At 63.0% G+C, this 26,935-nt stretch carries 22 protein-coding genes; 11 read left to right on the forward strand and 11 right to left on the reverse strand.

Annotation, left to right across the window (positions count from 1 at the left end; genetic code table 11):
* Nucleotides 1–69: 69 nt before the first annotated feature.
* A complete protein-coding gene (locus ABIE32_RS03215; RefSeq protein WP_224153172.1) occupies nucleotides 70–1,791 on the reverse strand; it encodes an FMN-binding glutamate synthase family protein in 1,722 nt (573 codons plus the stop codon).
* A gap of 190 nt (nucleotides 1,792–1,981) precedes the next feature.
* Between ABIE32_RS03215 and ABIE32_RS03220 the strand changes: the two genes are divergently transcribed.
* Nucleotides 1,982–2,791 carry a UPF0149 family protein gene (locus ABIE32_RS03220; RefSeq protein ID WP_224153173.1) on the forward strand — a complete coding sequence of 270 codons (810 nt, stop codon included), beginning with the start codon at nucleotides 1,982–1,984 and terminating at the stop codon, nucleotides 2,789–2,791.
* A gap of 99 nt (nucleotides 2,792–2,890) precedes the next feature.
* Here the strand turns inward: ABIE32_RS03220 and ABIE32_RS03225 are convergent, their stop codons facing one another.
* Genes ABIE32_RS03225 through ABIE32_RS03235 form a run of 3 tightly spaced genes read right to left on the reverse strand, consistent with a single transcriptional unit; the run spans nucleotide 2,891 to nucleotide 5,618 of the window.
* Nucleotides 2,891–3,457 (reverse strand): RidA family protein, encoded by a 567-nt coding sequence (locus ABIE32_RS03225; RefSeq protein WP_429013887.1) that lies wholly within the window; start codon nucleotides 3,455–3,457, stop codon nucleotides 2,891–2,893.
* A gap of 42 nt (nucleotides 3,458–3,499) precedes the next feature.
* Nucleotides 3,500–3,976, reverse strand: a complete 477-nt coding sequence (locus ABIE32_RS03230) for a c-type cytochrome (RefSeq protein ID WP_377780118.1) — start codon at nucleotides 3,974–3,976, stop codon at nucleotides 3,500–3,502.
* Between the two features lie 43 nt (nucleotides 3,977–4,019).
* On the reverse strand, nucleotides 4,020–5,618 hold the full coding sequence (locus tag ABIE32_RS03235; RefSeq protein ID WP_429013891.1) for a flavin monoamine oxidase family protein: 1,599 nt from the start codon (nucleotides 5,616–5,618) through the stop codon (nucleotides 4,020–4,022).
* Between the two features lie 329 nt (nucleotides 5,619–5,947).
* Between ABIE32_RS03235 and ABIE32_RS03240 the strand changes: the two genes are divergently transcribed.
* Nucleotides 5,948–7,048 carry an SPFH and helix-turn-helix domain-containing protein gene (locus ABIE32_RS03240; RefSeq protein ID WP_224153175.1) on the forward strand — a complete coding sequence of 367 codons (1,101 nt, stop codon included), beginning with the start codon at nucleotides 5,948–5,950 and terminating at the stop codon, nucleotides 7,046–7,048.
* A gap of 259 nt (nucleotides 7,049–7,307) precedes the next feature.
* Nucleotides 7,308–8,396 carry a zinc ribbon domain-containing protein gene (locus ABIE32_RS03245; RefSeq protein ID WP_429014250.1) on the forward strand — a complete coding sequence of 363 codons (1,089 nt, stop codon included), beginning with the start codon at nucleotides 7,308–7,310 and terminating at the stop codon, nucleotides 8,394–8,396.
* A 79-nt stretch (nucleotides 8,397–8,475) separates the two neighbouring features.
* Here ABIE32_RS03245 and ABIE32_RS03250 read toward each other — a convergent pair whose 3' ends face one another.
* From ABIE32_RS03250 to apaG, 7 genes are all read right to left on the reverse strand, one after another.
* The gene (locus ABIE32_RS03250) at nucleotides 8,476–8,709 is read right to left on the reverse strand and encodes a glycine zipper domain-containing protein (protein ID WP_224153176.1); all 234 of its coding nucleotides are present in this window, start codon (nucleotides 8,707–8,709) and stop codon (nucleotides 8,476–8,478) included.
* 133 nt (nucleotides 8,710–8,842) lie between these two features.
* Complete coding sequence (locus ABIE32_RS03255) at nucleotides 8,843–9,376, reverse strand: CinA family protein (protein WP_429013895.1); 534 nt, start codon at nucleotides 9,374–9,376, stop codon at nucleotides 8,843–8,845.
* The gene (locus tag ABIE32_RS03260) at nucleotides 9,373–9,936 is read right to left on the reverse strand and encodes a phosphatidylglycerophosphatase A family protein (protein ID WP_429013898.1); all 564 of its coding nucleotides are present in this window, start codon (nucleotides 9,934–9,936) and stop codon (nucleotides 9,373–9,375) included. Before ABIE32_RS03260 ends, ABIE32_RS03255 begins: the two co-directional genes overlap by 4 nt.
* Nucleotides 9,937–9,968: 32 nt before the next feature.
* On the reverse strand, nucleotides 9,969–11,618 hold the full coding sequence (locus tag ABIE32_RS03265) for a DUF4139 domain-containing protein (RefSeq protein ID WP_429013901.1): 1,650 nt from the start codon (nucleotides 11,616–11,618) through the stop codon (nucleotides 9,969–9,971).
* Between the two features lie 78 nt (nucleotides 11,619–11,696).
* Nucleotides 11,697–12,674 (reverse strand): thiamine-phosphate kinase, encoded by a 978-nt coding sequence (gene thiL, locus ABIE32_RS03270; RefSeq protein ID WP_429014253.1) that lies wholly within the window; start codon nucleotides 12,672–12,674, stop codon nucleotides 11,697–11,699.
* A gap of 7 nt (nucleotides 12,675–12,681) precedes the next feature.
* On the reverse strand, nucleotides 12,682–14,787 hold the full coding sequence (locus tag ABIE32_RS03275) for a site-specific recombinase (RefSeq protein WP_429013904.1): 2,106 nt from the start codon (nucleotides 14,785–14,787) through the stop codon (nucleotides 12,682–12,684).
* On the reverse strand, nucleotides 14,787–15,197 hold the full coding sequence (apaG, locus tag ABIE32_RS03280; protein ID WP_395025017.1) for a Co2+/Mg2+ efflux protein ApaG: 411 nt from the start codon (nucleotides 15,195–15,197) through the stop codon (nucleotides 14,787–14,789). Before apaG ends, ABIE32_RS03275 begins: the two co-directional genes overlap by 1 nt.
* Nucleotides 15,198–15,226: 29 nt before the next feature.
* Between apaG and rpe the strand changes: the two genes are divergently transcribed.
* From rpe to ABIE32_RS03320, 8 genes are all read left to right on the forward strand, one after another.
* The gene (rpe, locus tag ABIE32_RS03285; protein WP_224153181.1) at nucleotides 15,227–15,910 is read left to right on the forward strand and encodes a ribulose-phosphate 3-epimerase; all 684 of its coding nucleotides are present in this window, start codon (nucleotides 15,227–15,229) and stop codon (nucleotides 15,908–15,910) included.
* Nucleotides 15,911–16,246: 336 nt separating this feature from the next.
* The gene (locus ABIE32_RS03290; RefSeq protein ID WP_429013909.1) at nucleotides 16,247–18,415 is read left to right on the forward strand and encodes a TonB-dependent receptor family protein; all 2,169 of its coding nucleotides are present in this window, start codon (nucleotides 16,247–16,249) and stop codon (nucleotides 18,413–18,415) included.
* A 230-nt stretch (nucleotides 18,416–18,645) separates the two neighbouring features.
* A complete protein-coding gene (locus ABIE32_RS03295; RefSeq protein WP_429013912.1) occupies nucleotides 18,646–20,721 on the forward strand; it encodes a TonB-dependent siderophore receptor in 2,076 nt (691 codons plus the stop codon).
* A 26-nt stretch (nucleotides 20,722–20,747) separates the two neighbouring features.
* Nucleotides 20,748–23,363 (forward strand): PepSY domain-containing protein, encoded by a 2,616-nt coding sequence (locus ABIE32_RS03300; RefSeq protein ID WP_429013914.1) that lies wholly within the window; start codon nucleotides 20,748–20,750, stop codon nucleotides 23,361–23,363.
* Between the two features lie 110 nt (nucleotides 23,364–23,473).
* The gene (locus tag ABIE32_RS03305; RefSeq protein WP_429013917.1) at nucleotides 23,474–24,178 is read left to right on the forward strand and encodes a phosphoglycolate phosphatase; all 705 of its coding nucleotides are present in this window, start codon (nucleotides 23,474–23,476) and stop codon (nucleotides 24,176–24,178) included.
* A 171-nt stretch (nucleotides 24,179–24,349) separates the two neighbouring features.
* Nucleotides 24,350–24,772, forward strand: coding sequence for an adenosylmethionine decarboxylase (gene speD, locus ABIE32_RS03310; RefSeq protein ID WP_429013920.1), 423 nt, complete (start codon nucleotides 24,350–24,352; stop codon nucleotides 24,770–24,772).
* A 324-nt stretch (nucleotides 24,773–25,096) separates the two neighbouring features.
* Entirely contained in the window at nucleotides 25,097–26,608 is a 1,512-nt protein-coding gene (gene trpE, locus ABIE32_RS03315; RefSeq protein WP_429013922.1) for an anthranilate synthase component I, read from the forward strand.
* Entirely contained in the window at nucleotides 26,605–26,934 is a 330-nt protein-coding gene (locus tag ABIE32_RS03320; RefSeq protein ID WP_429013925.1) for a chorismate mutase, read from the forward strand. The genes trpE and ABIE32_RS03320 overlap by 4 nt, the downstream gene beginning before the upstream one ends.
* The last annotated feature ends 1 nt before the right edge of the window (nucleotide 26,935 follow it).

The raw sequence follows: 26,935 nt of genomic DNA on the forward strand, positions 1-26,935 counted from the left end.
CCGGGCGCCGCAAACAGAATACAAACCGCGCATTATCACCAAGTTGGCCGCATTGCCTTCCATGGGCTGTCAGAGCGTGCCCGCCGCTTGCGGTGCCATGGCCTGGTGGTCGCGCGGCGCAGAGGGCTTGACCTGGGGCGCCGTCACGGGCTGGAAGCTCTCGGCGCTGGCCAGCGGCCAGTAGGTGCGGAAGACGTCATGCTGGTGCGCCAGGTCTTCCAGCAGGGCGCCGGGGCGCACCTGCAGCAGCAGGTTGGACAGCAGGCGCACCTCGGTATCACTGATGCGGCGCACGATGTGGTGGGCGTTCAGCTCGCTGGGGTGGTGCAGCCCGGCGGCCTGCACCAGCTCCTGCAGGGCATGCAGCGTGCTCTTGTGGAACTGGGCCACGCGGGTGGCCTTGTCGGGCACCACCAGCGCCTGTTGGCGCACGGCGTCCTGCGTGGTCACGCCGGTCGGGCAGTTGCCGGTGTGGCAGGTCTGGGCCTGGATGCAGCCCAGCGCCATCATGAAGCCCCGGCCCGCGTTGCACCAGTCGGCGCCCAGCGCCATCATGCGGGTGATGTCGAACGCGGTAATCACCTTGCCTGCGGCGCCCAGCTTGATGCGGTCGCGTAAATTGACGCCAATCAAGGTGTTGTGCACCAGCAGCAGGCCTTCCTGCAGCGGCACGCCGACGTGGTCGGTGAATTCCACCGGCGCCGCGCCGGTGCCACCCTCGGCGCCGTCGACCACGATGAAATCGGGCGTGATGCCGGTCTTAAGCATGGCCTTGACGATGCCGAACCATTCCCAGGGGTGGCCCAGGCAGAACTTGAAGCCTGTGGGCTTGCCGCCCGAGAGGGTGCGCAGCCGGGCGATGAAGTGCATCATCTCCTCGGGCGTGCTGAATGCGCTGTGCTTGGCGGGCGAGATGCAATCCACGCCCACGGGAACGCCGCGCGCCGCCGCGATTTCGGGCGTGACTTTGGCGCCGGGCAGCACACCGCCGTGGCCAGGCTTGGCGCCCTGGCTCAGCTTGAGCTCGATCATCTTGACCTGCGGCTGTGTGGCGTTGGCGATGAATTTCTCTTCGCTGAACGTGCCATCGTCGTTGCGGCAGCCAAAGTAACCCGAGGCCACCTCCCAGATCAGGTCGCCGCCATGCACACGGTGGTGCTGGCTGATCGAGCCTTCGCCCGTGTCATGGGCAAAGCCGCCCACCTTGGCGCCCTTGTTCAACGCCAGAATGGCATTGGCCGACAGCGCGCCAAAGCTCATGGCCGAGATATTGAACACGCTGGCATGGTAGGGCTGGGTGCAGGGCGATACCGATGGCGATGGCGCATCGGGCGAGCCCCCGATCCAGACGCGGAAGTCATGGCCATCCAGCCGGGTGGGCGACATCGAGTGGTTGACCCACTCATAGCCGCGTGCGCCCACATCCATCAGGGTGCCAAAGGGGCGGTTGTCGGGGTCGCCCTTGGCGCGCTGGTACACCAGCGAGCGCTGTGCGCGCGAAAACGGCAGGGCCTCGGTGTCGCTTTCGATGAAGTACTGGCGCATTTCCGGGCGGATGAACTCCAGGAAGAAGCGCATATGGCCGATGACCGGGTAGTTGCGCAAAATGGCATGGCGCGTCTGCTGCAGGTCGTAGACGCCCAGCAGGGTCAGCGCGGTGCCGGCGGCCACCGCCAGCCACCACCAGGGGCTGCCGTCCGCCACCAGGGCAGCAACGCCCAGCAGCAGCAAAAACATGCACAGCACCATGACGGTGTAACGAACGGGGAAAATCTTGTTGAGCTGGTTCATGGGGGCGTGTCGCGCGTCGAGCCATGGTGCCGCCTGTCAAAACCCGGGCTGCAGCAAAGTGCCGGTAGCGGCGCTACACTGCATGCCCTTCCTTGCCCGGCGGCCATCTGCCATTGCGCTGTTGTTACGAATCCAGGCCCCATCATAGGGGCTGTGCGCTCGGGCGGTACCCGTATTGGAGAGAACCACCATGACCAAGCCCCAGATTCCCGCCGGACTGAACGACGACCAATTGGCCGAGATCGACCAGATGCTCGACGACATGCGCGAGCGCGCCGAAGAGATTCCGCAGTGGGAATTTGTCGATGGCGTGCTGACGGCGCTGGTCTGCACCCGCCGCGCCGTGCCCGAAGAAGAGTTTTTGCCCATGCTGGTGGGCGATGGCGAAATGCTGGAGCGCAGCGCCGACGGCAGCCTGCCCGTGCTGCCCGCCTTTGCCGACCGCGCCCAGCAGGACCGTTTTCTGGCGCTGTGGAACATTCGCTGGGCCGAAGTGGTGGCCCAGCTCGATACCGATGTGAAGAGCCTGGAAGAGGACGACACCTTCCAGCCCGATGCCATGGACATGCGCGGCGCCGTTGCCAGCCTGCCCGAGGAAGAGCGCAAGGAGATGGAAGGCCAGGACATTCCGTCGTTCGGCCAGGTCTGGGCGCTGGGCTTCATGTTTGTGGTGGAAAACTGGGCCGAAGAATGGGCCGCGCCACGCGACAAGGACGCCGCGCGCTGGCTCAACGATGCGCTCGACTCCGTGGTGGCACTGACCGAGGATGACACCGGCACCCCCACCGTCTGCATGTACGACGAGAACGGTCCCGCCAGCACCAGCCAGGAGCGGGTGGAAACCTTTGGCGAAGCCATCTGGGCGGTGTACGACCTGCGCCAGATCTGGAAAAGCATGGGCCCGCGCCAGGCCACCGTCATCAAAGGCGATGTGCCCGGCCGCAACGACCCCTGCAGCTGCGGCAGCGGAAAGAAGTATAAAAAGTGCTGTGGCGCTTGATAGGTAAGCGTCTGGTGCTATAAAAAAAGAGGCATTGCGCACGCAATGCCTCTTTTTGTATGTGCCAACGTTTGCCTGGGGCTTGCAGTGACCCGGTGCCTACTTGGGCATGCGCACTGCGGTCACCTCGATCTCGACATACCAGGCCGGGTTGGCCAGTGCGGCAATCTGGAAGGCGGAGCGCGAGGGCAGGTTGGGCTGCTCGGCCGTACCAAAGAACTGGGTGTAGCCCTGCATGAAGCCGGCAAAGTCCATCTTGTTGCCCTTGGCCGGGTCGGCCACCAGGAAGACCTGCATCTTCACTACATCCTTCATGGTCAGGCCCATGGCCTTGAGCTGCTTGTCGATGGTGGTCAGCACGCCAATGGTCTGGGCGCGTGTGTCGCCGCCATAGGCGGCAGGGTCATTGGCAGGCTTGGAGGCATCCACCACCGGCGGCACCTGGCCAGAGAGGTACACCGTTGTTGCGCCGGGCGGTATTTCCACGGCATTCGAGATGGGGAAGTTGGAGCCCGGAATGCCGTGGCGCACCACGGACTGCGAGCGGCCGTCGCCCATTGAAGAGCTGGCGCAGCCCGCCAGGGTGCTGATGGCGGCCGCGGCGGCTGCCAGGGTCATCCAGGTGCGCAAGGCGGTGCGGGAAGAGGCGCGATGGGAAGGGGGCATGGGTAGGGGTCTCCTTGGGTTGGGATGGTTGCAACAGGGGGATCAACCCCATGAATCCTTGAAGGATGCGGCGTCCGGGCGCATCGGTTTCACATCTTCGGGCTTGACGGCGTCCTTGTAGTCATTGCCAAAATGGGTGCGTACGTAGTTGACCACATCGGCAATCTGCTCGTCGGTCAGCCGGTTGGCAAACGATGGCATGCCATGCAGGCCGCGCGATACGACGATCACCGGATAGGCGCCTGCCGCGAGCTTGGGGTTCTTGGCCAGCGCAGGGTAGAAGCCCGCGCCCTGCGCACCCTGGCCGTTGACCATATGGCAGCCCTGGCACAGCGATTGGTAGATCTTCTCGCCGCCCTGCTGCGAAAACGTGATCTTGTTGTCGGAGAAGCCGCCAAACGGGCCGGTGGGAGACGATTGCGCCTTCACTTCCTCGGCTGTGGGAGCGTGGTTGCTTTGGGCGTAGGCGAGGCCACAGGCTGCAGCGCCTGCGGCAAGAAGGAATGCAAGGGTTTTCATGGTGAAATCCTCGTGGGTGTCATCGGTGCTGGGTCGGGGCAGATCAGGCGGTGGCCTGGGCTTTGTCGTGCAGGCGCTTGACGGCGTCGAGCGAAGAGAGAATCGCCCCCTCCTGCCAGGCTGGGATGTACGAGCAGTGCTCGCCCGCGAGCACGATGCGGCCATCGATCTCGCACAGATTCTTGTAGTGCTGCTCGCGCAGGGCATCGGTCCACAGGCCAAAGCAGCCGTTGATCCAGGGCACGCGGTGCCAGCCCACGGAAAAGCCGCTCAGGAACTCCTGGGGGTACTGCGCATGCAGTTTGGCGCCTTGCTCCACCGCTGCCTGTATGCGCTGGGCCGGCGACATGGCGGTGTAAGCATAGGCATGGGCGTTTTCGTACTGGTAGCCCCCCAGCAGCACGGCAGGCCCCTTGCTGAAGAAGTTGGTCGAGGGGTAGGAGATCTGGCCAATGGGCAGATCGGTGTAGCTGATGCCGCCGTAGATGCGCTCGTCTTCTTCCCAGAAGCGGCGCTTGAACTCCAGCCCCACCTTGAACGAGGCGCCGTAGGGCAGCGACTGGATGGCCTGCTTCATCGCATCGCCCACCTGGATATCGATCTGCGCCAGGATGGACGCCGGAATCGTGCACACGCACCAATCGGCCTTGACCTGCTGCGCGGCACCTCCCCTTTTTGTGTCGCTGAAGGTCACGGTCACGCCCTTGTCGTTCTGCTCGATGCGGGTGACCTTGCAGTTGTGGCGCACGAGGCTGCCCACCTCCTTCTCGAAACCCTTGGCAATGGCATCCATGCCGCCCACCGGCTCGAAGATCGCCGTCTGGAATTCCATCAGATGGCCGTCATTGATCTTGTTCCACAGGCCCGACTGGAGCAGGCTGCTCATCTCGATGGGGGTGGAAGGCTGCGCCACCGGCATCAGGCCGCCGGCGGGCTCGATCTTGAAGCCCCGGTGGTTGCTGACCTCATGGCTTTGCACGTAGCGGAAATCCTTGTCGAGCGCGCCCCAGCCGCGCAGGCTCTCAAGCAGCTTTTCCTTGTCTTCCTTGGTCACGCCCTGGTCCAGCGCGCCCTGGTTGGTGGCCTTGGCCAGCAACTCGGCCACATAACCGTAGGCATCGGCCTGCACCTCGCGGAACTTCTGCGGCTTGCCGCCAAAGGCCTTGCTGTTGTGAACCAGGGCGTTGTAGTTCACCTGCATGAAGGGTTCGAGCTTGACACCGAATTTCTTGCAGTAATCCAGCACGGCATAGTGGTGGTAGGGCACGCGCCAGGGGCCGGGGTTGATGTAGTTGCCCTTGGCAAAGCTGCAGGTCTGTTTGGCGCCGCCCAGTTCGGTAAAGCTGTCGCCGCCGCGAACCGTCCAGCAGCGGCCGCCTGATCGCTCCTGAAACTCCAGCACCTGCACCCGGTAGCCTGCAGCACGCAGCTCATAGGCGGCCGTCATACCTGCCAGGCCTGCGCCAAGGATGACCACCGACCCGCCACGCTTGGCCTTGGACAGCTCCAGCGGGCCGCGGTAATTGGATTCCTGCGCGTAGCCCAGCGACGACATGGCCTGGTACATGACACTGCCGCCAGCAGCCTTTCCAATCATGGACAGCCAGTGGCGGCGACTCAAAGTGGGGATCGATGTAGACATGCTCTCTCCTTCAGGCGCAGAGCGATGTGCAGGCAAGAGCGGGAAAGCCGGCACATGTGTTATGGGTTGTGGGGGGAGGGCCCCGTGCTTTCTCTGCCAATTGATGATAGAAGTTAACAAATGTGGCAGCCTGTAGGCCAGGCCTCGGCGCCTCGGTAGGATCGGTCTGACCCCCATTGCCGTGCGGCCGTTGCAGCCCGCCGGGCGAGAGGCCGGAAAGCGAGCCCTCCGGAGCGCGCACGGGTTGGTCTGCGATGTGGTGGCGTAGGGATGCCAAACACGTTCTAAAATGGGCCGGTTTTCTCCTTTTCACAGAGCAAGGATCATCCATGAACCTCATGAATATCATCACCAAGCAACTGATCGAGATCATCGAGTGGACCGATGATTCGCGCGACACCTTGTCGTATCGCTGGCCTGATGAAGACAAGGAAATCAAGAATGGCGCACAGCTGATCGTGCGCGAGTCGCAGCAGGTGCAGTTTGTCTCCGAAGGCCAGTTTGCCGACCTGTTCGGCCCCGGCCGCCACCAGCTGACGACGCAGAACATCCCGATCCTGTCCACGCTGCGGGGCTGGAAGTACGGCTTCAACTCGCCCTTCAAGTGCGATGTTTACTACATCAACACCCGCCTTTTCACCGGCAACAAATGGGGTACCTCCAACCCCGTGATGATGCGCGACAAGGATTTCGGTGTGGTGCGCATGCGCGCCTTCGGCACCTATGATTTCCGCATCGTGAATCCGGCGAAGTTCCTCAAGGAAGTGGCAGGTACCGACCAGAACTTCCGCATCGACGAATTTGCCGACACCATGCGCTCGCGCATCGTCAGCATCTTCAGCGAAGCCCTGGCCAAGGCCCAGGTGCCGGTGCTCGATGTCGCGCAGCGCTATTCCGAACTGGGCGATGCGCTGCTGCAGCTGATCAACCCCGCCGTCACCGAAAAATACGGCCTGGAGATCACCAGCTTCCTGCTGGAAAACGTGTCGGTGCCGCCCGAAGTGGAAGAGGCCATCGACAAGCGCTCGTCGATGAGCGCCATCGGCAACTTGAACGACTACGTGAAGTACCAGATGGGCCAGGCCATGGCCAATGGCGGCGAAGGTGCGGCTGCGGCCACCATTCCCGCCACCATGGCCATGGGCTTTGGCATGGCGCAGGAGATGATGAAGGGTATGCAGCAACCCGCAGGCGGCGCTGCCACCGATCCCTTCTCGCCCGCTGCGGCGCAGGCTGCCCAGGCGGCGCAAGCCCCTGCTGTGGGTGGCGGCGTGCAGGTGCTCACCCCCGAGCAGGCCGCGCAGGTGCTGGGGGTGACGGTGCAGGATGTGGTGGCCGAGCTGGAATCGGGCGCGCTCAAGGGCCGCAAGATCGGCAGCGCCTGGCGTATCTCGCAGGAGTCGTTGAACGAATTCCTGCGCGGTGGGTAAACGCCACCCCCTGTGGCGCTGCGCGCCTTCCCCTGGCCGGGCGCCCCCTCTCTGTAGTGGAGGGGGACGACACCCTCGCTGGGGCAGCCCTTGCTTGGTGTCTGCATCTGCGCTGTGATAGTGCAGGCGCATTGCCCATTTGTGTTGTATTGCTATGATTTTGATGGCTATTGGCGTAGACTGATTGTGCGCTAGAGCCTGATTAGCTGTGAATTCATCTACCCCCGTCCCCGATCCATTTGCGCCGCCCTCGACCACGATGGTGGCCAAGCATGTCTGCCCCGAGTGCGGCGGCAATCTGGAATGGGATGCCAAGGCGCAATCGCTCAAGTGTCCCTACTGCGGCACTGTGGTGCCCTGGAGCGAGGAGCAGCAAAAGCAGCTGGGTGGCGACATCGTCGAGCAAGACCTGGCGGCAGCGCTGGCCAACCCTGCCACGGGCAGAGGCTGGGGAGAGGCGCGGCGCGAATATCAGTGCCAGAACTGCCGGGCGATTTCGGTTTTTGTTGATGGCCGGGTGGCTGCGCGCTGTGACTTCTGCGGCTCCCCCGCGATCCAGGCGCACGAAGAGCGCAACGACGCCATCACGCCGCAAAGCCTGCTGCCGTTCAAGATCAGCGATGGCCAGGTGCGCGATTTGATCCGCAAGTGGTATGGCAGCCGCTGGTTTGCGCCGAACAAGCTCAAGAATGCGGCGCTGACCGATACGCTCAAGGGCATCTACCTGCCGTACTGGACGTTCGACGCCCATGTGCAGGCCCAGTGGCGTGCAGATGCCGGTTACTACTACTACACGACCGAACAGTACCGCGACAGCAATGGCAACATCAGCACCCGCCAGGTGCAGCATGTGCGCTGGGAGCCAGCGGCAGGCAGCCTGCAGCATTTCTTCGATGACGAATTGGTGGCAGGCACGGTGGGCGTACACCCTGCGCTGCTGCACAAGGTGGAGCCTTTTCCCACCACCACCGATCTGAAGCCGTATTCGCCCGAGTTCGTGCGTGGCTGGACGGTGGAGCGTTACCAGGTGGATCTGCGCCGGGCTGCCGATGTGAACGAAGGCGATATGGACCAGCAGGTGCAATCGCTGTGCGCGCAGCAGGTGCCGGGCGATACGTACCGCAATCTGCAGGTGCAGCGCGCCTACCAGGGCCGTACCTTCAAGCATGTGCTGGTGCCGGTATGGCTGGTCAGCTATACCTATGGCGCCAAAAGCTACCAGATCGTGGCCAATGGCTACACCGGCCAGATTGCGGGCGAGCAGCCGTACAGCTGGGTGAAGATTGCGTTTGCGGTGCTGTGCGCAATCATCCTGATCGGAATTTTTCTGTCGTTGTCACAAAACTGATGCGCGGCCCCGGGGCGGGCAGCGCGGAAAAAACAACAAAGCCGGGCAAGCCCGGCTTTGTTGTCTGTGCACGGTGTGTTTAGCGGCGGCGTTTGCCGTCCATGTTGTCACCCACCTGGTTGCCGAAATAGGCACCTGCTGCGGCGCCACCAATGGTGCCCAGGGTGGAGCCAAATACCGCGTCACCCAGCACGCCGCCAGCCACGGCGCCGATGCCGGTACCGAGTTGTGCATTGGTAGGGTTGCTGGAGCAGGCACTCAGCCCCGATACGGCCAGAACAACAGATGCAATGGTGATAGCAAATTTTTTCATGCGGAACTCCTCGTAAGCGCTGCGAGCAATCATGCCGGATGGCATTGTTGCACACATGCGGTCATGCTTTAGTGTCGCGCGGCGACGGCATTGTTTCCATCGGTCAAGACTCAACCGTGGTGTGGGACAAGACTTACCCGGCGTGCGCGTCCGCTGCTTCCACCAGGGCCAGCAGGCGGCGCAAGGCGTGCTGCACGGTCTGCTGGCGGATGCTGTGGCGATCGCCCTCAAAATGCATGGCTTCGCTGTGCAGCCTGCCGGCCACCTGCCAGCCAAACCACACGGTGCCCACGGGTTTGGCGGCGGATCCGCCATCGGGCCCCGCAACCCCGGTCACGGCCACACTCACCTGGGCCTGCGATTGCGCCACCGCGCCCTGGGCCATGGCGCGTGCCACAGGCTCGCTCACAGCGCCGTGGGTGGCAATCAGGGCGGCGGGCACATCCAGCATGGCTGATTTGGCGCGGTTGGAATAGGTGACAAAGCCGCAATCGAGCCACTGGCTGGAGCCGGGCCGCTCGGTGCAGGCACCGGAGATCAGGCCTCCGGTGCAGCTCTCGGCGGTCGCCATCAGCCAGCCCCTGTGCGTCAAGGCATGGGCCAGTTGCGCAACGTATTCGTGCGTTGGCAGCGCATCTTTGGACAGCAAGGCAGCGGTGGTACTCATACAAAATGCCTCCACAGTGCAATCACCAGCAGCGTACAGAACGCGGCCACCAGATCATCCCACATGATGCCCCAGCCGCCTCCCCAGCCAAAGCCCTTGAAGCAGCGGTCGGCCCAGCGCACGGGCTGGGGCTTGGCGGCATCAAAGTAGCGGAACAGCGCAAATGCGATGAGCTGGCCCCAGAAGCCCACCGGCATCACCAGCCACAGGATGATCCAGAAGGCGACTACTTCATCCCAGACGATGCTGCCCGGATCGGCAATGCCCATGTTTCTGGCCGTAGCCGTGCAGGCCCACCAGCCCAGTGGAATGGACACCGCAATCAGAATGCCGATGGCCTGCGGTGTCAGCCACAGCTGCAGCACCAGATAAGCCACCCAGGCCCACAGGGTGCCCACCGTACCAGGCGCCTTGGGGCTGAGGCCGGAGCCAAAGCCCATGGCGATCCAATGCAATGGATTCTGCAGCATGAACGCCCAGCCGGCTTTGCGCGGGGCCTGCATGGGGCTGGCAGATTCCGCCGGGGCGGCATGCGGCGTGGAAATTGGCGTATCGCTCATGGCGCCAATGATAAGCCTGCATGCACCGGCGACTATTGAATCTCTTCGACGGCCACATCCTGCGGATAACGGATGTCATGCTGCGCGCTGAACTCCGCCGTGTCGCCAGCGGCCAGCGGCTGCCACCACTCCACCATGCCGGCCTGGTCTTGCCAGCGCTGGCTGCGCGGCTCGGGCCGGTAGGTGGAGGCCACGGCGATCCTGTCATTGCGCGATACCGGTGCAGCTTCCAGCACCTGCAATTGCACGGTGCTGTCATGCCGGTTGGTAATGGCGTAGCGGTGCAGCACCTTGCGTGCAGTCTTGCTGGCCAGAAAGCCGCCGCTGCCCGTGTCCTGCTCGGAAGGCAGCTGGCGCACGCTGATCTTGTCATCGCGGCCAAACGACAAGCCGTGCGCCAATGCCGTGGCATTGCCAAAATCCAGCTGGCCATTGCCGACGAAGGCTGCGTCGCGGAACAGCGCCACCGGGCCCGCAGGCCATACGCCGGGGGGCGCTGCCAAGGTGGCAACCAGGTAGGCCGCTTCTTCCACCGCCGGTGTGCTGCGCGTGATCAGGCTCACCGGCTGATTCACGGAGCCCAGAGACAGGGTGATGCGTTCGCTGCTGGCGGGCACGGTGATCTTGTAGGGCACCACAAACTGGGTGCTGTAGGCGGTGTTGATGCTGGAGACATCCAGCTCCGGCAGCACAGGGCTGGCCTTTGCATCTACCGCACCAAACAAGGTCACCGAACTGGGAGCCGGTGCTGGCATTGCAGCGGGCGCGGCTGCGACTTCATACGCGCGCTGCTGCCGCACATCCAGTGTCCAGGGCCGGGGCAGGCGGGCCTGCGTGTTGCGCCCAGGCTGGCCGGTGGACAGCGTCAGTTGCACATTGCTCCAGTCTTCGCCGCTGGCCTGCACTACCAGGGCCTGGCGCTCCAGCTGCACCTGGTTTTTGGCGGTATCGAGCTGCGCCCGATAGCTGGGCTGCCAACTGGGGCCGCGCACCTGGTAATTCAGGCGCACGGTGGCGTCAGCATTGGTGGCCAGTTGCACTGTTACGCGCATCACCTGGGCGCGTTGTGCGCCAGTGCGGTCGCGTTCCAGGCGCAGTGGTTTGAGCTGTTCCTCGATCAACTCTTTCTGACGCAGCAATTGATGGGCGCGCAGCGCGTTGTCGCGGCTGGTGGTGCGCAGGGCGTCGCTGGTGGCACCAATCTGGCTGGACGGTGTGGGCTTGCTGCCTTCGCTGCCGGGCTGGGTGAGGCCCTGCAGATAGCTGGCCACCAGGGTCGATGCGCCGGTGTCGGCATTGATCGCGGCAAGCTGGTCTTCCAGTGCGCGGATCTGCGTATCGAGCGGGCTGGCACAGCTTTTTCCGGCTACATCGCGCGGCTGGAGCAGGGTTTTGTAGTCTCCGATGCGAACCTGGGCATCGGCGCTGACCTGCAGGCTGGTCACATCGATGGCGGCAGGCAGACATTCGAATGTGAGCTGGCGCGTGCCTGCATTGATGCGGGCCGTGCGCTCGACTGCGGCCACGCCGGGGTAGAGCACCACCTGGCTGATGGGCGCCTGGGCGCCAGCCAGTACCTGCGCGCCCGGGTCAGCCGCGAATGCAGGGGTGCATGCTGCAACCAGAGCTGTGGCCAGGGTGATGGGGGTGGCGTGGGTGAATTGCCGGGGCTTGCGTTGCATGAAATCTCCTGTACCGTCGCACGATAGCAGGCTTGGCGCCTGCCGTGGTTGCTGGCGCGCCGCAGGCAAGCGGCCCCTTCAGAACTTGAAGTGATCGAACGACCGCCAGCGCTGTGCGACAGGCTGGCCTTGTGCATCCAGCACGCGCAAGCCGGGCGCGGCAGTGATGCGGCCGATGCGGTGGACAGGTGTCTGCGCGGTGGCACTTGCGGCCTGCACGGCAGCGCGCTTGCTCACGGCTGCGGTAAAGCACAGTTCGTAGTCATCGCCGCCGGCCAGGGTGCATTGCTGCAGAAGATTTTGGTCAAAACCGGATACGGCGCTTTCCCATAAAGCGCTTGAAGCTATCAATTTGGTAGCTTCTTCCAGATGAATCTCGGCTCCCACCTGGCTCGCCTGCAGGATGTGCGACAGATCGCCCAGCAGGCCGTCGCTCACATCCAGCGCGCTGTTGGCAATGCCGCGCAATGCTGTACCCAGCGCCACGCGTGGCGTGGGGCGCTCCAGCCTTTCGCGGGTGGCAGCCAATGCTTGGGCAGGCAGGGTGATGTGGCCGAGCAGGGCTTCCAATGCGAGCCGCGCGTCGCCCAGGTTGCCGCTCACGTAGATGTCATCGCCTGCCTGTGCACCGCTGCGCAGCAGTGCCTGCCCGGCGGGGACATCGCCGAACACCGTGATGCAGATATTGAGCGGGCCTTGCGTGGTGTCGCCGCCGATCAATTCGCAGCCATGGGCATCGGCCAGTGCAAACAGGCCTTGGGCAAAGCGCTGCAGCCAGGCCTCCTCGACCTGCGGCAGGGCCAGCGCCAAGGTGAAGGCGCGCGGCGCGGCACCGCTGGCGGCCAGGTCGCTCAGGTTGACGGCCAGCGCCTTGTGGCCCAGGGCGTGCGGATCCACATCGGCGAAAAAGTGGCGGCCCTGCACCAGCATGTCGCAAGAGATGGCCAGCTGCATGCCGGGAGCGGGGGCGAGCAGGGCGCAGTCGTCACCAATACCCAGCGCGGCGCGGTGCACCGGTCGCTTGAAGTATTTGGCAATCAGATCGAATTCGCCCAGCACCATGTCAGCGGCCTCCAACGGGCTCTGCCGTTGCGCCCTTGTTCAGCCGCAGCGGCAGCAAGAAGCTCATCGGGCGTGAGAAAAAGCGCTTGGTCAGCGCCTTGTAGATGTGCGAGCGCTCGACGTTGCTGACGTTCTGCGCGCGCAGTGCCAGGCGGAAGGCGAGGTAAAAGCTCACCAGAATGTTGAAGCCCCCCATGAAGGGCAACGCGGCAATCGCCAGCCAGAAACCGGGGTAGTGCAGGGCTTGCAGGCCCATGCTCGCCGCTGCAGCCGCTGCCTGGCCCGACGCCAGGGTGACGTGGCGGATGTCGATGGGCAGGCCGAAGAACTGCGCCGTCACGGGAATCAGCCCGAGCATGAAGCCCAGCGAGATGTTGGAGGCAAACCCCGAGACATTGCGCCGCATGAAGCGGGCCCAGCGCGCGGCGCGTGCCTTGCCCAGAAAGCCGGTGATGCGGGGGTTGTAGCGGATGGCCGAATCCATATGGTGCAGCACGAACCAGTTTTCCGTCCAGCCGGCAATGATGCTCGACGAGAACAGCAGCACGCCAGTGAAGGCGGCATACAGCACCGACGGCCCCAGCAAGCTGATGGAGTGCAGCGTCTGCGCGGCATAGATCTTGTCAATGAACGGCGTGCCTTTGGCGTAGGCCCAAGCCAGGGCCAGAACCAGCACCGTAGGGAACACCACCAGCACATTGCCCAGTACCGCAGCCACCTGCGAGCGCACCAGATAGCTCACCTCATCGACAAACGACGCAATGCCAGCATCGGTGTTGCCCGATTCCTTGAGCTTGGCCGCCATGGCGGGCGCAGTCATGGCCGGTTGCTTGGTGGCAACGGTGAAATGCAGCAGCTGGATCAGCACGAAGCTGATCGCGTAGTTGATGCCTGCAATGAAGCCGCCCCAGAAGGCCGAAAGCGCCACCGCATGCAGTGCAAACTTGATGAGCGTGGTGAACGCCATCACGAAACCGCCGCCTGCGGCCTTGCGCACCATATGCGCATATTCGCGGCTGTCGCGGGTGATGTAGTGCTCGCCCGTCTCGGCGCTGCGCTCGGCCACCTTGGAGGCCAGCAGTGAGGAGTTGGACGAGATCAGCGCGCGCACGCTCTGGCGTTCCAGCCCCACCACGACCAAGTGGGCCAGCAGCTTGGCGGTGATGGTGTTGGGGTTGGCGGACAGCAGGCAGTCGAGCAGCTCACGCACCCGCAGGATACGCATGCGCAGCTGGCGCAGGCGGAAGACGACACCGACCGACACGCCGTTGTCCTCGAAATGCCCATAGATCGATGCGACGGCGGCACGGCACTCGTCCAGGCTGCTGCGCACGCTCACCTCGGCCTCCAGAACATCGGTGGCCTTGGGGCTGTGGTGCAGCATGGCCTTGCGCAACTCTTCCACATGGCTGATCAAGGTGTAGAACGGTTGGGTGTTCTGCGCGCTGCCGCTCATGCGCAGGCGCAGCTCGGGTGTGAAGCCGGAGGCCAGAATCTGCCCGGCGCAGTAGGTGACGGCATTGAGCACCAGCATCTGCCAGGGCGAGAGCCGGTTGCCGTAGTGCTCCTGCCCGGCGATGACACCTTCATGCACATCGCTCTGTGCGATCTGGGTGGGCACCACCACGGGCGTTTCAATCGCCGCAAAGCCGGGCGAGAGCAGGGCGGCAATGCGCTCCAGTGTCTTGGCATCCAGTGCCTTGAGCCACTGCGCGTCAAACGGCGTGTGCAGCGCCATCGAGAACAGCACGGTGGCGTCGATTGTCTCGGGCGTCGAGGGCAGCAGCTTCCAGCGCAGCCGCTCGGCCAATTCATTGAAGAAGGCAGTGCGCGGTGCAAAACCGAAATCGGCCAGCAGCGCCGTCAGATCTACCGTCTGCAGCAGGCATGCCCACCAGGCCTGCAGCTTGCGGCGCAGCTCGGGGTTGGCCTCCATGGCATCCAGCAGCAGGCCCACGCGGGCGACGGCCGCATCCACCGACACCTGCTCGCCCCGGATCCAGTCGGCCACCTCGATGATCCACAGGTTGCGCTCGGCCAGCGGTGCATCGGGGTTCAGGCTGGCCAGCAGGGCAGGCAGCCGCTCTTGCTTCTTTTTGCCAAACATCAGTGCAGAACCCGTCCTTGGGCCAGATCGTCATCCTGCTCGGGGTACTGCGTGGCATCCAGCACAAAGCGGGGAATCGGGCAGTCAAAGGTTTCGGCATCTTCGGTGATGCAGAAATACGTGCCCTCCATGCTGCCCTGCGGCGTCGCCAGGCGGCATTGGCTCTGGTACTGGAAGGATTCACCGGGCTGCAGCAGCGGCTGGTGGCCGACTACGCCCAGGCCATGCACTTCCTGCAGCTTGCCGCTGGCATCCTTGATGATCCAGTGGCGCGCGATCAGCTGCGCAGCGGTGGCGCCGCTGTTGCGGATGGTGATGGTATAGGCGAACTGGTAGACCCCGGCTTCGGGTGCCGAGTGCTCGGGCATGTATTGCGGTGTCACTGAGACATCAAACTGGTGCTTTGGCATATGGAAATACTAACTGCGACAATAACGGGATGAGCTCCCCTTACCGAATTGCCCCCTCGATCCTGTCCGCAGACTTTGCCCGCCTGGGTGAAGAGGTGCGCTCCGTGCTGGCTGCCGGCGCCGACTGGATTCACTTTGACGTGATGGACAACCATTACGTTCCCAATCTGACATTTGGCCCCATGGTATGCGCGGCCCTGAAGCCGCACGCGGTGCTGCCCAATGGACAGCCTGCGCCCATCGATGTGCACCTGATGGTGCAGCCCGTCGATGCGCTGGCAGCCGCCTTTGCCGAGGCGGGTGCTGACTATATCAGCTTCCACCCCGACGCCTCGACCCACGTCCACCGCAGCATACAGGCCATCAAGTCACAGGGCTGTAAGGCGGGTCTGGTATTCAATCCGGCAGCGCCGCTGGATGTTCTGGACTGGGTGATCGAGGACATCGACCTGATCCTGCTGATGAGCGTGAACCCCGGTTTCGGCGGCCAGAGCTTCATCGACAGTACCTTCCGCAAGATCGAGGCGGCCCGTAAGCGCATCGAGGCGAGCGGCAAGGACATTCGCCTGGAAGTGGATGGCGGCATCAAGGAAAGCAATATCCGCAAGGTGGCGGATGCCGGCGCAGACACCTTTGTGGCCGGCAGCGCCATTTTCGGCAAACCGGACTACAAGGCGGTGATCGATCAGATGCGTACGGCCTTGGGGGCCTGAGGCAAGCCAGATTCCGTTTGGGCCGGGCTTGCCCCGTGCCACCAGCATTCCACGGCGGCCGCCTCTTTTTCGGGGTGGCTACCGTCGCCTGTCTGCAATCGCTGCATTTCATCGCCCGGACGCATTTGCGGCGGGTGCCGCGCTTTCGACCCGATTTTCTGCGCCTTATGTGCTGTACTTCAGGTTGATAGTTGCGGCTCACTCACACTTTTGTCGATGCAGCAAGAATTCTGATGTGTGGCAAGTAAATATTGAATGAAATTGATTATCATTTGAATTCAATATCAAAAGTTGGCGTAAATTCCTGCTGCAAATGCCGGGTTGCCACAAGAATCCATGGTCAACCTGACTGCTTCATCCTTAAGCGCTGTGCGCTCATCTCGTCCATTTCCACTCCCTGTGCTGCATTTGAGCCGTTTGACGGCTGCGGTGCTGGTCGGCTTGTCGGGGCATTCGCTTGCTGCGGCGCAAACGGTGGAGGACACGGCTTCGTCCCCGGAAAAGGAGGCGGCGCCTTCCGAGGCAACGCTGGAGACCATTCAGGTCTCTGGGGACTGGCTGGGATCGGGCCTGCAAAACGGCGTCAAATCGTTCCCAGGCGCACGTACCGTCGTCGACAAGAACGTCATCGAAAGCAGCGGTGCCTCCAGCATTGGAGAGGTGATGCGGCGCATACCGGGGGCGCAGTCCACCGACAACTCGGGCACCGCCGGCAGCGCCATATCACTCAATATTGGTATCCGAGGTCTGACGGGCCGCTACTCGCCGAGATCGACGGTTCTGCTGGACGGAGTTCCGCTGGCCGTTGCGCCCTATGGGCAGCCTCAGCTATCGTTTGCGCCGGTCAGCCTGAGCAATATCGAATCGATTGACGTCGTGCGCGGAGGCGGCGCTGTGCGCTATGGCCCCCAGAATGTAGGCGGCATCATCAACATGAACACGCGTGCCATCCCGACAAGCTCCGCGATCACGGGTGACGTATCCGCTCGCTACAACGGCTTTGGCAAGGGGGGCGAAAGCAATACGCACTACAGCGCATTTCTGGGCTCCCAACTGGACAACGGCCTGGGCTGGGCGCTGCTCTATTCCGGAATGGAGGGATCGGAGTGGCGCAAAGACAGCAATGAGCGACTGAACGACGTGGCCCTGAAGTTCCGCTATGAGCTGTCGCCCAGTTCGGAAGTCTATGGCAAGGTTTCCTACTACGATGTGCGCTCCCGTACTCCGGGAGGCCTGACTGTGGCGCAATACAAGGCCAATCCGTTTCAGAACACCCGTCCTACGGACTTCTGGGAAGGCGAGCGCAAAGGCCTCGATCTTGGCTATCTCAACACCATCTCCAGCACACAGGAGTTCGAGGTCAGGGCCTATTACAACGACAGCACCCGAACAAGCGGGCTCATCAACGCCGCCCAGACCCAGCTGACCTACCAGCCACGCAACTACCAGACGCTGGGGGTCGAGCCTCGTTACACGCAGCGTTTTGCCTTGGGGTCGACCACCAACGATGTGACGGTGGGCTACCGCTACATGCGTGAGCGCGGTGATGACAACAGCTACATCAAGACACTGGCCAGCGGCGCCACAGGGCCAACCACCTCTTTTGACAACGCCACGGACGCGCATGCCTTCTACATCGATGATCGCATCGCCGTCGGCGCCTGGCGCATCACACCTGGCGTGCGGTTTGAGCACATCGATACGGAGCGCGATGACCGCTCGGGTGCGCAGAACTTCTCCACCCGCAACAACAAGTGGCTGCCATCGATCAATGTGTCCTATCTCGTGAACCCGGCCTTGACGGTGTTTGCGAACTACACCACGTCGTTCGGGCCGGTGCAGAACATCCAGCTGAACTCGCAGACGGCATCCAATCCGCTTCGCCCGGAGGTTGCCAAGACCAAGGAGCTGGGGATGCGCTGGCAGGACAGCCAGTGGCGAGCCGAGGCAACGGTGTTTGACCTGCGGTTTGACAACCAGATCCTGCAGATACCCGGCGTGACTCCGCCCACCTTTGCCAACATTGGCGCCACCAAGCACAACGGTATTGAAATGGCGCTGGAGTATTCCTTTGACAAGGGCGGGGCCCTGGCAGGTACGAGCGTGTATGCCAACTACACCTATACCAAGGCCATCCAGAAATCGGGCGCAACGGCAGGAATGGACGTGCCATTCTATTCACGCAATACAGACACGGTCGGCGCGAAGTACGAACGCGACGCCTGGAGCTTCAATCTGTCCACCACGCACCAGAGCAGCCAGTACTCCGACACTGCCAACACCGAGACAGAATCGGCCAATGCCAATGTGGGCCGCATCCCCGGCTTTCGCCTGTGGAATGTGCAGGCGGGCTGGAAAGTGCCTGGGCACAAGGGCTCACAGGTCCTGGTGGGGATCAATAACCTGGGCGACAAGCGCTACTACACCCGCAACGTGGATGGCAACCCGGGCCGCATGGTGGGCGCACCGCGCACGTTCTATGTACAAGGGCGCTACGCGTTCTGACGTCTGAGGGCGGAAAGGCCGGGTCAGCCCCTTGGGAGGTGACGAAGGCCATTTCCGCCACAGGATGCGCAAAACCACCGCGTTTCACCACGCTCCATCCATTCAACCGCGACCCCTTGCCCGCGGTTTGCCAGCCCCGGCACCACCTTATGCGAAATCCCCTGGATTCATCCTCCCTCTTTGCCAACAGAGCTCCTGACGCTCTTGGTGCTTTAGGGACTTTCGGCACCGTGGGTGCCTGCGCCGTACTGGCCGTATCGCCATCCTTTGCGCAGGTGCAGGAAGAAGCGCTTCTGCCCCAGGTCATCATTCAGGAAAAAGCCCAGGAAGACGGCTACCAGCCACGGCACGGCACAACCGCCACGCGCACAGACACTGCCTTGCGCGACACACCGCAGGCCATTGCCGTGGTGCCTGCGCAAGTGCTGCAAGACCAGCAGGTGCGCTCCATTGACGAGGCCTTGTACAACGTGAGCGGCATCACCCAGGCCAATACCCTGGGTGGAACGCAGGACGCGGTCATCAAGCGAGGGTTTGGATTCAACCGCGACGGCTCCATCTTGCGAGACGGCATCCGCACTGTGCTGGCGCGCAACCTCACCTTCACGACTGAGCGCGCCGAAGTCCTGAAAGGGCCGTCGTCCGTGCTGTACGGCACGATGGACCCTGGCGGTGTCATCAACATGGTGACCAAAAAGCCGCAGCTCGATTTTGCGGGCCAGGTGGGGGCTTCGCTGTCGAGCTATGGCGGTGGGGGCGGGTCGCTGGATCTGACCGGGCCGATCGGCAGCAACGGCCTCGCCTATCGACTCATCGCCGACACCAGCCATGTGGACTACTGGCGCAACTTCGGCGTGAACAAGCAGACCGTGATTGCACCCTCACTCGCCTGGTATGGCAGTGACACCTATGTACGCGTTTCCTATGAACACACCGAGTACGAGCAGCCCTTTGACCGTGGAACCGTGATCGACTCCCGCACAGGCAAGCCGGTGGACATCAACCGCCGCATCCGGCTGGATGAGCGCTACAACCGCACCCTGGGAGACTCCGATTTCTTCACGGTCCAGGCCCAGCATTCGCTCGGCCCGCAATGGAAGCTCAATACCGCGTACAGCTATAACCGCAACCGCTATGACGACTACCAGGCACGGCCGGTCTCGCTCAACCCGGTCACAGGCATTCTCACCCGCAGGCCCGATGGCACGCGCGGGGCCTTGAGCCAGCAGCATGTGGGTCAATTCAACCTCCAGGGCGATCTGCGCTGGGGCGCCACAAGACACGAGATACTGGCAGGGCTGGATGTCGAGGACAGCAATATCTTCCGGCGGGATCTCATTCGCGGCAGCAACGCCGGCGGGTTCAATGTGTATGACCCGGTGTATGGATTGTTGCCAAATTCCACGAACATCGATGCGGCGCAGAGTGACCAGAGCGACAGGATTCGCCAGCAGGCACTGTTTGCACAGGACTCCATCCGTCTGACGGACCAATGGGTTGTGCAATTGGCGGGCCGTTGGCAGCGCTACGATCAGATTGCGGGCAAGGGCCGCCCGTTTGTCGTGGGCAGCGAGTCCGACGGCACCCAATTCGTGCCGCGGCTCGGCATCGTCTGGCAGCCTGATCGTGCATGGTCGCTGTATGGCAGCTACAGCGAATCGTTCAAGCCGCAAAGCAGCATCGGCAATGTGATTGGAACACTGGCGCCGGAGAGTGCCAAATCCTGGGAAATGGGGGCCAAATGGGAGTCTCCGCAAGGGATGACCGCAACCGCTGCCGTCTACGACATACGCAAGCGCCATGTGGTGGTGAATGAAACCATCGATGGCCAGAGCTATGCACGGGCCGTGGGCGGCGCCCGCTCACGGGGTTTCGAGCTCGATGCTGCCGGGCGGCTGAGCAGGCAATGGCAAATCATCGGCAGCTATGCGTATACCGACGCGTCTGTCACCGATGATCCGCAATACCTGGGCAACCGGCTGGCCAATGTGGCACGACACACGGCGTCGCTGTTTGCCGCCTACGACTTCATGCCTTCAGCGGCAGGCCGCTGGCGAGCGGGCGCAGGGGTACGGCATATTGGCAGCCGCGCAGGCGATGCGGCCAATACGTTCGACAATGGTGGCTACAGCGTGGCTGATGCGTTTGTGAGTTGGGAGCGCCCTTGGTCGGGGCGCATGGTCAAGCTGCAGTTCAATATCAAAAACCTTTTTGACAAGAACTACGTGGCCTCGTCAGGCAGCCCGATCTATGTTTCGCTTGGCGAGCGCCGGCAGGCAGTGCTGCGTGCGGTGGTTGATTTTTGAGGCTCCCTGGAGCGCTGGGTGGGTGAATGTGGAGTTTTAAGAAGATATGGTTCCAGGTGCACTGGTTTGTGGGTATCACGGCAGGGGTCGTGCTCATCGCCATTGGCCTGTCGGGATCCATCTACGCGTTCCATGAGGAAATTCTGGATTGGCTCAATCCCGGTACCGCCAGCGTGCCTGTGCAGAACGCACGCATGCTCTCGCCGCCGGAGATCGCGCAGGCCATGGTGGACGCAGGAGAAACGCGGCGCATGGACCGCATCAGTGTGTATGCAAAGCCTGGGCAGAGCGCACAGGTGAGTTTTGTTCCCGAGCATGGCCAGCGGCGTGGCGCCAGTGTTTTCGTTCACCCCTATACCGGCGTGCGCCTGCCGCAACAGCATGGCGAGGCGTTTTTTGAATGGATCGAGCGCTTGCACCGCTGGTTGCTGCTCACGCGCGAGAATGGAAAACCGATCACCGGCACGCTGGCTGGTTGCCTGTTGCTGCTGTCGCTCTCTGGCCTGTATCTGCGCTGGCCTGCCAAGCCTCTTTCGCTGCGAACCTGGCTCACCTTCAACACCCGGCGCAAGGGCCGCTCATTTCTCTGGGGACTGCATTCGGTGGCTGGAACCTGGGCGCTGGTGGTGTATGTGATGCTGACGCTCACAGGCATGTACTGGGCATTCGATGCGATCCGGGCCCCGGTGGATCGGCTGGCCGGCGCTCCGTCTCGCTCTGCTGCCCGTGCGCAGGCCCAGGCAGAGCAGGGCACGGCAAACAAGGTTTTACCCATGGCCCCGGCGCAGTGGAAACCGGCCTGGGCGGCTTTCACGGGGGTTGCCGATTCCTGGGAGTTCGCGCAGGTGCGCCTGCCGCAAAAGCCTGGCCAGGCAGTACAGGTTCATTGGTATGACGCCAGCGCGCCGCACGACCGGGCCCGCAACCAGCTGTTTCTGGCCGCCGATGGATCGGTGCAGCGTGATGAGCGCTTTGCCGCGCTGCCTGCAGGCCGAAGAGGGCTGCTGGCGCTGTACCCGCTGCATACGGGGGCGTATTTTGGACTGCCGGGGCGCATCATTGTCACCCTTGCGGGGTTGATGCTCCCCCTGTTCGCCATCACCGGCTGGATGCTGTACCTGGACCGCCGCCGCAAGGCGCGTGCAGCCAGACAGGAAAGCCGCAGGCTGGCCGAAAATCCGGCCACCGCAGCCAGCGCCATGGCGGTAACGGCTGTCGTGTATGCCAGCCAGTCCGGCCATGCGCAGCGCCTGGCGGCGCAAACCGTAGGGCGTCTGAGCCATGCGGGCAAGCCTGCAGAGCTGGTATCCATCGCGCAGCTGGATATGGCTGCGCTGCGGCGATTCTCCGATGTCGCGTGGATTGTCAGCACCTTTGGCGACGGCGAGCCGCCGGATGATGCCCGGCATTTTGCATCGCTGCTGCGACAGGCCCCCTCCGACGCGCTTGTCGGGCAGCGTTTTGGCTTGCTGGCGTTGGGTGACCGGCAGTACACCTCGTTCTGTGGCTTTGGGCTGGAGCTGCATGCGCAACTGCAGCGGGCGGGGGCGGAGGCCTTGTTTCCCGCTGTGACCATGGATGATGACGATGCGCAGACCTGGAGCGACTGGATGCAGCTGCTGGCTGGCCCATGGGGTTTGAAGATGCCGCAGGCAGAGGCACTGATGGAGACGGACGCAGTGTCTGCCGAGCCCGGTTTGGAGGCATGGACCCTCAGCCGCCGCATGCATTGCAACCCGGGAAGTCAGGGGGCGCCTTTGTACCGTGTGGAACTGCAGCCAGCCCAGCAGACTGCAGCCCACTGGCAAGCGGGCGCACTGGCCGAGATACAACCGCGAAACGCCACGTCCGCCGTGCAGGCTTGGCTGCAATCCCACAATCTCGATCCGCAGGTACCTGTGACTTGCCGTGGGCAGCGCCACACGCTGGCCGAAGCCCTTGCTGTGAGCCTGCTGCCCGATACCGTGCACGCGGGAAGCTCTGCACAATCGATTGCAGACAGGCTGCAAGCTTTGCACGGGCGCAGATACTCTGTGGCATCGCTGCCGGAGGACAAGGGTATCGAGCTGTGGGTGCGGCAGGCCATTGCGCCCGCCGAAGCCGGTGGGGAGCCGCGCCTGGGCCTCGCTTCTGGCTGGCTCACACAGCACGCGGAGATTGGCGCAAGCCTGGTGCTGCGGGTTCTCGCCAATCCAGGCTTCTCGCCAGTGGAGGAGCCGGGGCTGCCTGCGATTTTCATTGGCAACGGTTCGGGCTACGCGGGCCTGCGGTCGCATCTGCTGGCTCGCATGCGCGCGGGAAACCACAACAACTGGTTCATTTTTGGAGAGCGGCAGCAGGCATTCGACCACAGCGTGGAGAAGGAAGTCCGCGCATGGCTGGTCGGTGGCCAGTTGCAGCGGGTTGATTTCACCTACTCGCGTGACGCCGGTGCGGAACCTTCGCTGCGCTACGTGCAGGATGTGCTGCGCCAGAACGCCGCAACCCTGAAAGAGTGGATCGCCCGTGACGCCACCCTCTTTGTCTGCGGCAGCCATGCAGGAATGGGCAGCGATGTCGAAAGGGCTCTGACCGACATTCTGGGAGAGGATGGGGTGCAGGCGCTGAGGGCGCGCAGGCGCTACCGGCGTGACGTATATTGAGATGCGCACAGGCAGGCTGCTCTGCCGTGGGTGGTCTGGCTTTGGGCGGTGCGCAAACTTTATACTTCGGGTCGTACGATCGGTACGGCACACATGGCAGAGCGCATTCAGTGATTCGAAACTCCTCTTTATTGGCCCAGCTCCGCTGCGAAGCCGTGATCGTCGACCTGGACGGCACCATGGTCGACACCATGGGTGATTTTGCCGAGGCCCTCAACCGTATGCTGGCGGATCTGCAACTGCCCGCGATCGACGCGCAAGCCATCGAGCCCATGGTGGGCAAGGGCTCGGAGAATCTGCTGCGGTCGGTGCTCCAGCACGTGCTGTCGCAGCAGGGGCGCGCGCCTGCTGCTACCGAAATCGACAACTACTACGCTCGCGCCTGGGAGCAATACCAACACCACTACCTGGCGATCAACGGCCGGTTCTCCAGGGTGTATGACGGCGTCGAACAAGGCTTGCGCCAGATGCGCAACCTGGGTCTGAAGATGGCCTGCCTGACCAACAAGCCGCTGTCGTTTGCCGAGCCGCTGCTCAAGGCCAAGGGCCTGCGTGATTATTTCGACTGCGTCTTTGGCGGTGACTCGTTCGAGCGGAAAAAGCCCGACCCGTTGCCGCTCATCAAGACCTGCCAGGCCCTGGGCAGCCAGCCCGCCACCACGCTGATGGTGGGCGACAGCAGCAACGACGCAGAAGCAGCGCACAACGCAGGCTGCCCTGTGGTGCTGGTGAGCTACGGCTACAACCACGGCCAGCCGATCCGGCAGGTGCAGGCCACCGGCTACGTAGACTCGCTGGCTGAACTGGTGCGGTAGTTGCTATTGATTTAGGAGTTGTTGTGCGCACAGGCAAACCGCTGGCATTCGGTTTCATCTGCACAGCCGCTGTGCCGCACAAGCCTCTGCCGCTATGATGGCGCTATTGCCAACCGCCTGCATGGCGGCCTTGGGCGCATCTTCACCCTTGCCAAACTACACTCTTGCCCCATGGATGGATTGCATCTGACCGCCGATTTGTACCAATGCCAGTGCGCGCCGTCGCTGCTGACCGAGCAGGTGCAGCTGGCGCAGCTGTGCGTGGGGCAAACCATGCGCTCGGGCCTGACCGTGGTGGCGCAGCGCTGGCACAGTTTTGCGCCGGTCAACGACCAGCCGGCGGGGGTGACCGGCACGGTGTTGCTGGCCGAGTCGCACCTGGCGATCCATACCTGGCCCGAAAGCGGCAGCGTGTCGCTGGATCTGTACGTCTGCAACTTCTCTGAAGACAACACCGCCAAGGCCCACGCGCTCATGCAAAGCCTGCTCAATGCACTGGCACCCACCCGCGTGCAGCAGCAGCAACTGCGGCGAGGAGACGCCAGCGCGGCAGTTGCCTTTGGCGCCGGCAGTGGCAGCGATGGTGACCGCTGATTGGCATATCTGCAACGCTGCCTGACAGCACGATCACACCGCATCATGGGCCAATACTCGGCATTTGCGGGAATTGGCACTGGCGCCTCCAATCGTTTGCTACACTAAAGCCCATGTTCATCCATCACGCAGTCATTGCAGGTCTCGCAGGCCGGGGAGCTTGGCCCTGGCGTAAGCCTGCGACCATGTCTGTTTGATTGCCGCTGGGTGACACGCCCCAGCGTGCGCCCGAGGCCATGCCGACCGGTATGGCCGCCAAGATGAACTGCAGCGCACGATACGCACACATCCAGCGTGCGCTGCCAAAGCTGGGGACGATTCTTCGTGATCACCGAACTCGAATTCAAAAGTCTGGCCAACCAAGGCTACAACCGCATTCCTCTCGTCGCTGATGCGTTTGCGGATCTCGAAACACCTCTATCGCTGTATTTGAAGCTCTGCCACGCGCATGACGATGGCAAACACAGCTTTCTGCTGGAATCCGTCGTGGGCGGTGAACGCTTTGGCCGCTACAGCTTTATCGGCCTGCCCGCGCGCACTCTGCTGCGTGCCACCGGTTTTGGTGCTGCTGCCAAGACCGAAGTGGTAACCGACGGCCAGGTGGTGGAGACGCACCAGGGCAACCCGCTTGACTTCATCGCTGCGTACCAGCAGCGCTTCAAGGTGGCGCTGGGGGCGGGTCTGCCGCGCTTTTGCGGCGGCCTGGCGGGTTACTTTGGCTACGACGCCGTGCGCTACATCGAGAAAAAGCTCGAAAACAGCTGCCCGCCCGATACCCTGGGCACGCCTGACATCATGCTGCTGCAGTGCGAAGAGGTCGCTGTCATCGACAACCTCTCGGGCAAGCTCTACCTGATCGTCTACGCCAACCCCGGCGAGGCAGAGGCCTACAGCAAGGCCAAGAAGCGCGTGCGCCAGCTCAAGGAGCAACTGCGCTATTCGGTCAGCGTGCCACGCATCCGTGCGGGCGAAAGCTACCCGGCCGAGCGCAGCTTTGCCAAGGCGGATTATCTGCGTGCCGTTGAAGAGGCCAAGGAGATGATTGCTGCAGGCGACTTCATGCAGGTGCAGGTGGGCCAGCGCATCCACAAGCGCTACACCGAAAGCCCGCTTTCGCTGTACCGGGCGCTGCGCTCGCTCAATCCCAGCCCTTACATGTATTACTACCACTTTGGTGACTTCCAGGTGGTGGGGGCCAGCCCCGAGATCCTGGTGCGGCAGGAGCAGGTCGAGCACGAAGGTGGCGTGGCCAAGAAGATCACCATTCGCCCGCTGGCTGGCACGCGCCCGCGCGCATCCACGCCAGAAAAGGACAAGGCAACCGAGCACGAGCTGGTGAACGATCCCAAGGAGCGTGCCGAGCATGTGATGCTGATCGATCTGGCGCGCAACGACATCGGTCGCATCGCCAAGACCGGCAGCGTCAAGGTGACCGAGGCCTTTGCGGTGGAGCGCTACAGCCATGTGATGCACATCGTGAGCAATGTCGAAGGCATTCTGAAAGACGGCATGACGAGCATGGATGTGCTCAAGGCCACCTTCCCGGCGGGCACGCTGTCGGGCGCCCCCAAGGTGCATGCGATGGAGGTGATCGACCAGCTCGAGCCCGTCAAGCGTGGCATCTATGGCGGCGCCTGCGGCTACCTGAGCTATGCCGGTGACATGGACCTGGCCATTGCCATCCGTACTGGTGTGATCAAGGACGGCATGCTGTATGTGCAGGCCGCAGCCGGTGTGGTGGCCGATTCGGTGCCCGAGCTGGAATGGAAAGAGACTGAACACAAGGCGCGCGCACTGCTGCGCGCGGCCGAACTCGTAGAGGAAGGACTGGAATGACCCGCGCTATCGACAAAGTGCAAGACTGCAACACCATGACCGACGTGCGCCGCCATGTGAATGCGCTCGACGACATCCTGGTGCCGCTCTTGGTGGAGCGCGGCGGCTACATGACCCAGGCCGCCAAGGTCAAGAACAACCCCGATCTGGTGCGCGACGAAGAGCGTATCGAAACCATCGTTGCCCGCGTGCGTGAGCGCGCCGCACTGGAAGGGGGCCAGCCCGACGTGATCGAGGCCATCTACCGCGCGATGATGGAAGCCTACATCGCCTATGAACACCGTGAACTGGCGCGCCTGCAGGCAGGCGGCACACCGAGGAAGTGAC

This window comes from Comamonas sp. 4034, assembly GCF_050434545.1.
Classification (GTDB): domain Bacteria; phylum Pseudomonadota; class Gammaproteobacteria; order Burkholderiales; family Burkholderiaceae_C; genus Comamonas; species Comamonas odontotermitis.

Bases quoted from the DNA above. Each gene is read 5' to 3' on its own strand.
- ABIE32_RS03215 (WP_224153172.1), bottom strand. From the start codon at position 1,791: ATGAACCAGCTCAACAAGATTTTCCCCGTTCGTTACACCGTCATGGTG.
- ABIE32_RS03220 (WP_224153173.1), top strand. From the start codon at position 1,982: ATGACCAAGCCCCAGATTCCCGCCGGACTGAACGACGACCAATTGGCC.
- ABIE32_RS03225 (WP_429013887.1), bottom strand. From the start codon at position 3,457: ATGCCCCCTTCCCATCGCGCCTCTTCCCGCACCGCCTTGCGCACCTGG.
- ABIE32_RS03230 (WP_377780118.1), bottom strand. From the start codon at position 3,976: ATGAAAACCCTTGCATTCCTTCTTGCCGCAGGCGCTGCAGCCTGTGGC.
- ABIE32_RS03235 (WP_429013891.1), bottom strand. From the start codon at position 5,618: ATGTCTACATCGATCCCCACTTTGAGTCGCCGCCACTGGCTGTCCATG.
- ABIE32_RS03240 (WP_224153175.1), top strand. From the start codon at position 5,948: ATGAACCTCATGAATATCATCACCAAGCAACTGATCGAGATCATCGAG.
- ABIE32_RS03245 (WP_429014250.1), top strand. From the start codon at position 7,308: ATGGTGGCCAAGCATGTCTGCCCCGAGTGCGGCGGCAATCTGGAATGG.
- ABIE32_RS03250 (WP_224153176.1), bottom strand. From the start codon at position 8,709: ATGAAAAAATTTGCTATCACCATTGCATCTGTTGTTCTGGCCGTATCG.
- ABIE32_RS03255 (WP_429013895.1), bottom strand. From the start codon at position 9,376: ATGAGTACCACCGCTGCCTTGCTGTCCAAAGATGCGCTGCCAACGCAC.
- ABIE32_RS03260 (WP_429013898.1), bottom strand. From the start codon at position 9,936: ATGAGCGATACGCCAATTTCCACGCCGCATGCCGCCCCGGCGGAATCT.
- ABIE32_RS03265 (WP_429013901.1), bottom strand. From the start codon at position 11,618: ATGCAACGCAAGCCCCGGCAATTCACCCACGCCACCCCCATCACCCTG.
- ABIE32_RS03275 (WP_429013904.1), bottom strand. From the start codon at position 14,787: ATGTTTGGCAAAAAGAAGCAAGAGCGGCTGCCTGCCCTGCTGGCCAGC.
- apaG (WP_395025017.1), bottom strand. From the start codon at position 15,197: ATGCCAAAGCACCAGTTTGATGTCTCAGTGACACCGCAATACATGCCC.
- rpe (WP_224153181.1), top strand. From the start codon at position 15,227: ATGAGCTCCCCTTACCGAATTGCCCCCTCGATCCTGTCCGCAGACTTT.
- ABIE32_RS03290 (WP_429013909.1), top strand. From the start codon at position 16,247: ATGGTCAACCTGACTGCTTCATCCTTAAGCGCTGTGCGCTCATCTCGT.
- ABIE32_RS03300 (WP_429013914.1), top strand. From the start codon at position 20,748: ATGTGGAGTTTTAAGAAGATATGGTTCCAGGTGCACTGGTTTGTGGGT.
- speD (WP_429013920.1), top strand. From the start codon at position 24,350: ATGGATGGATTGCATCTGACCGCCGATTTGTACCAATGCCAGTGCGCG.
- ABIE32_RS03320 (WP_429013925.1), top strand. From the start codon at position 26,605: ATGACCCGCGCTATCGACAAAGTGCAAGACTGCAACACCATGACCGAC.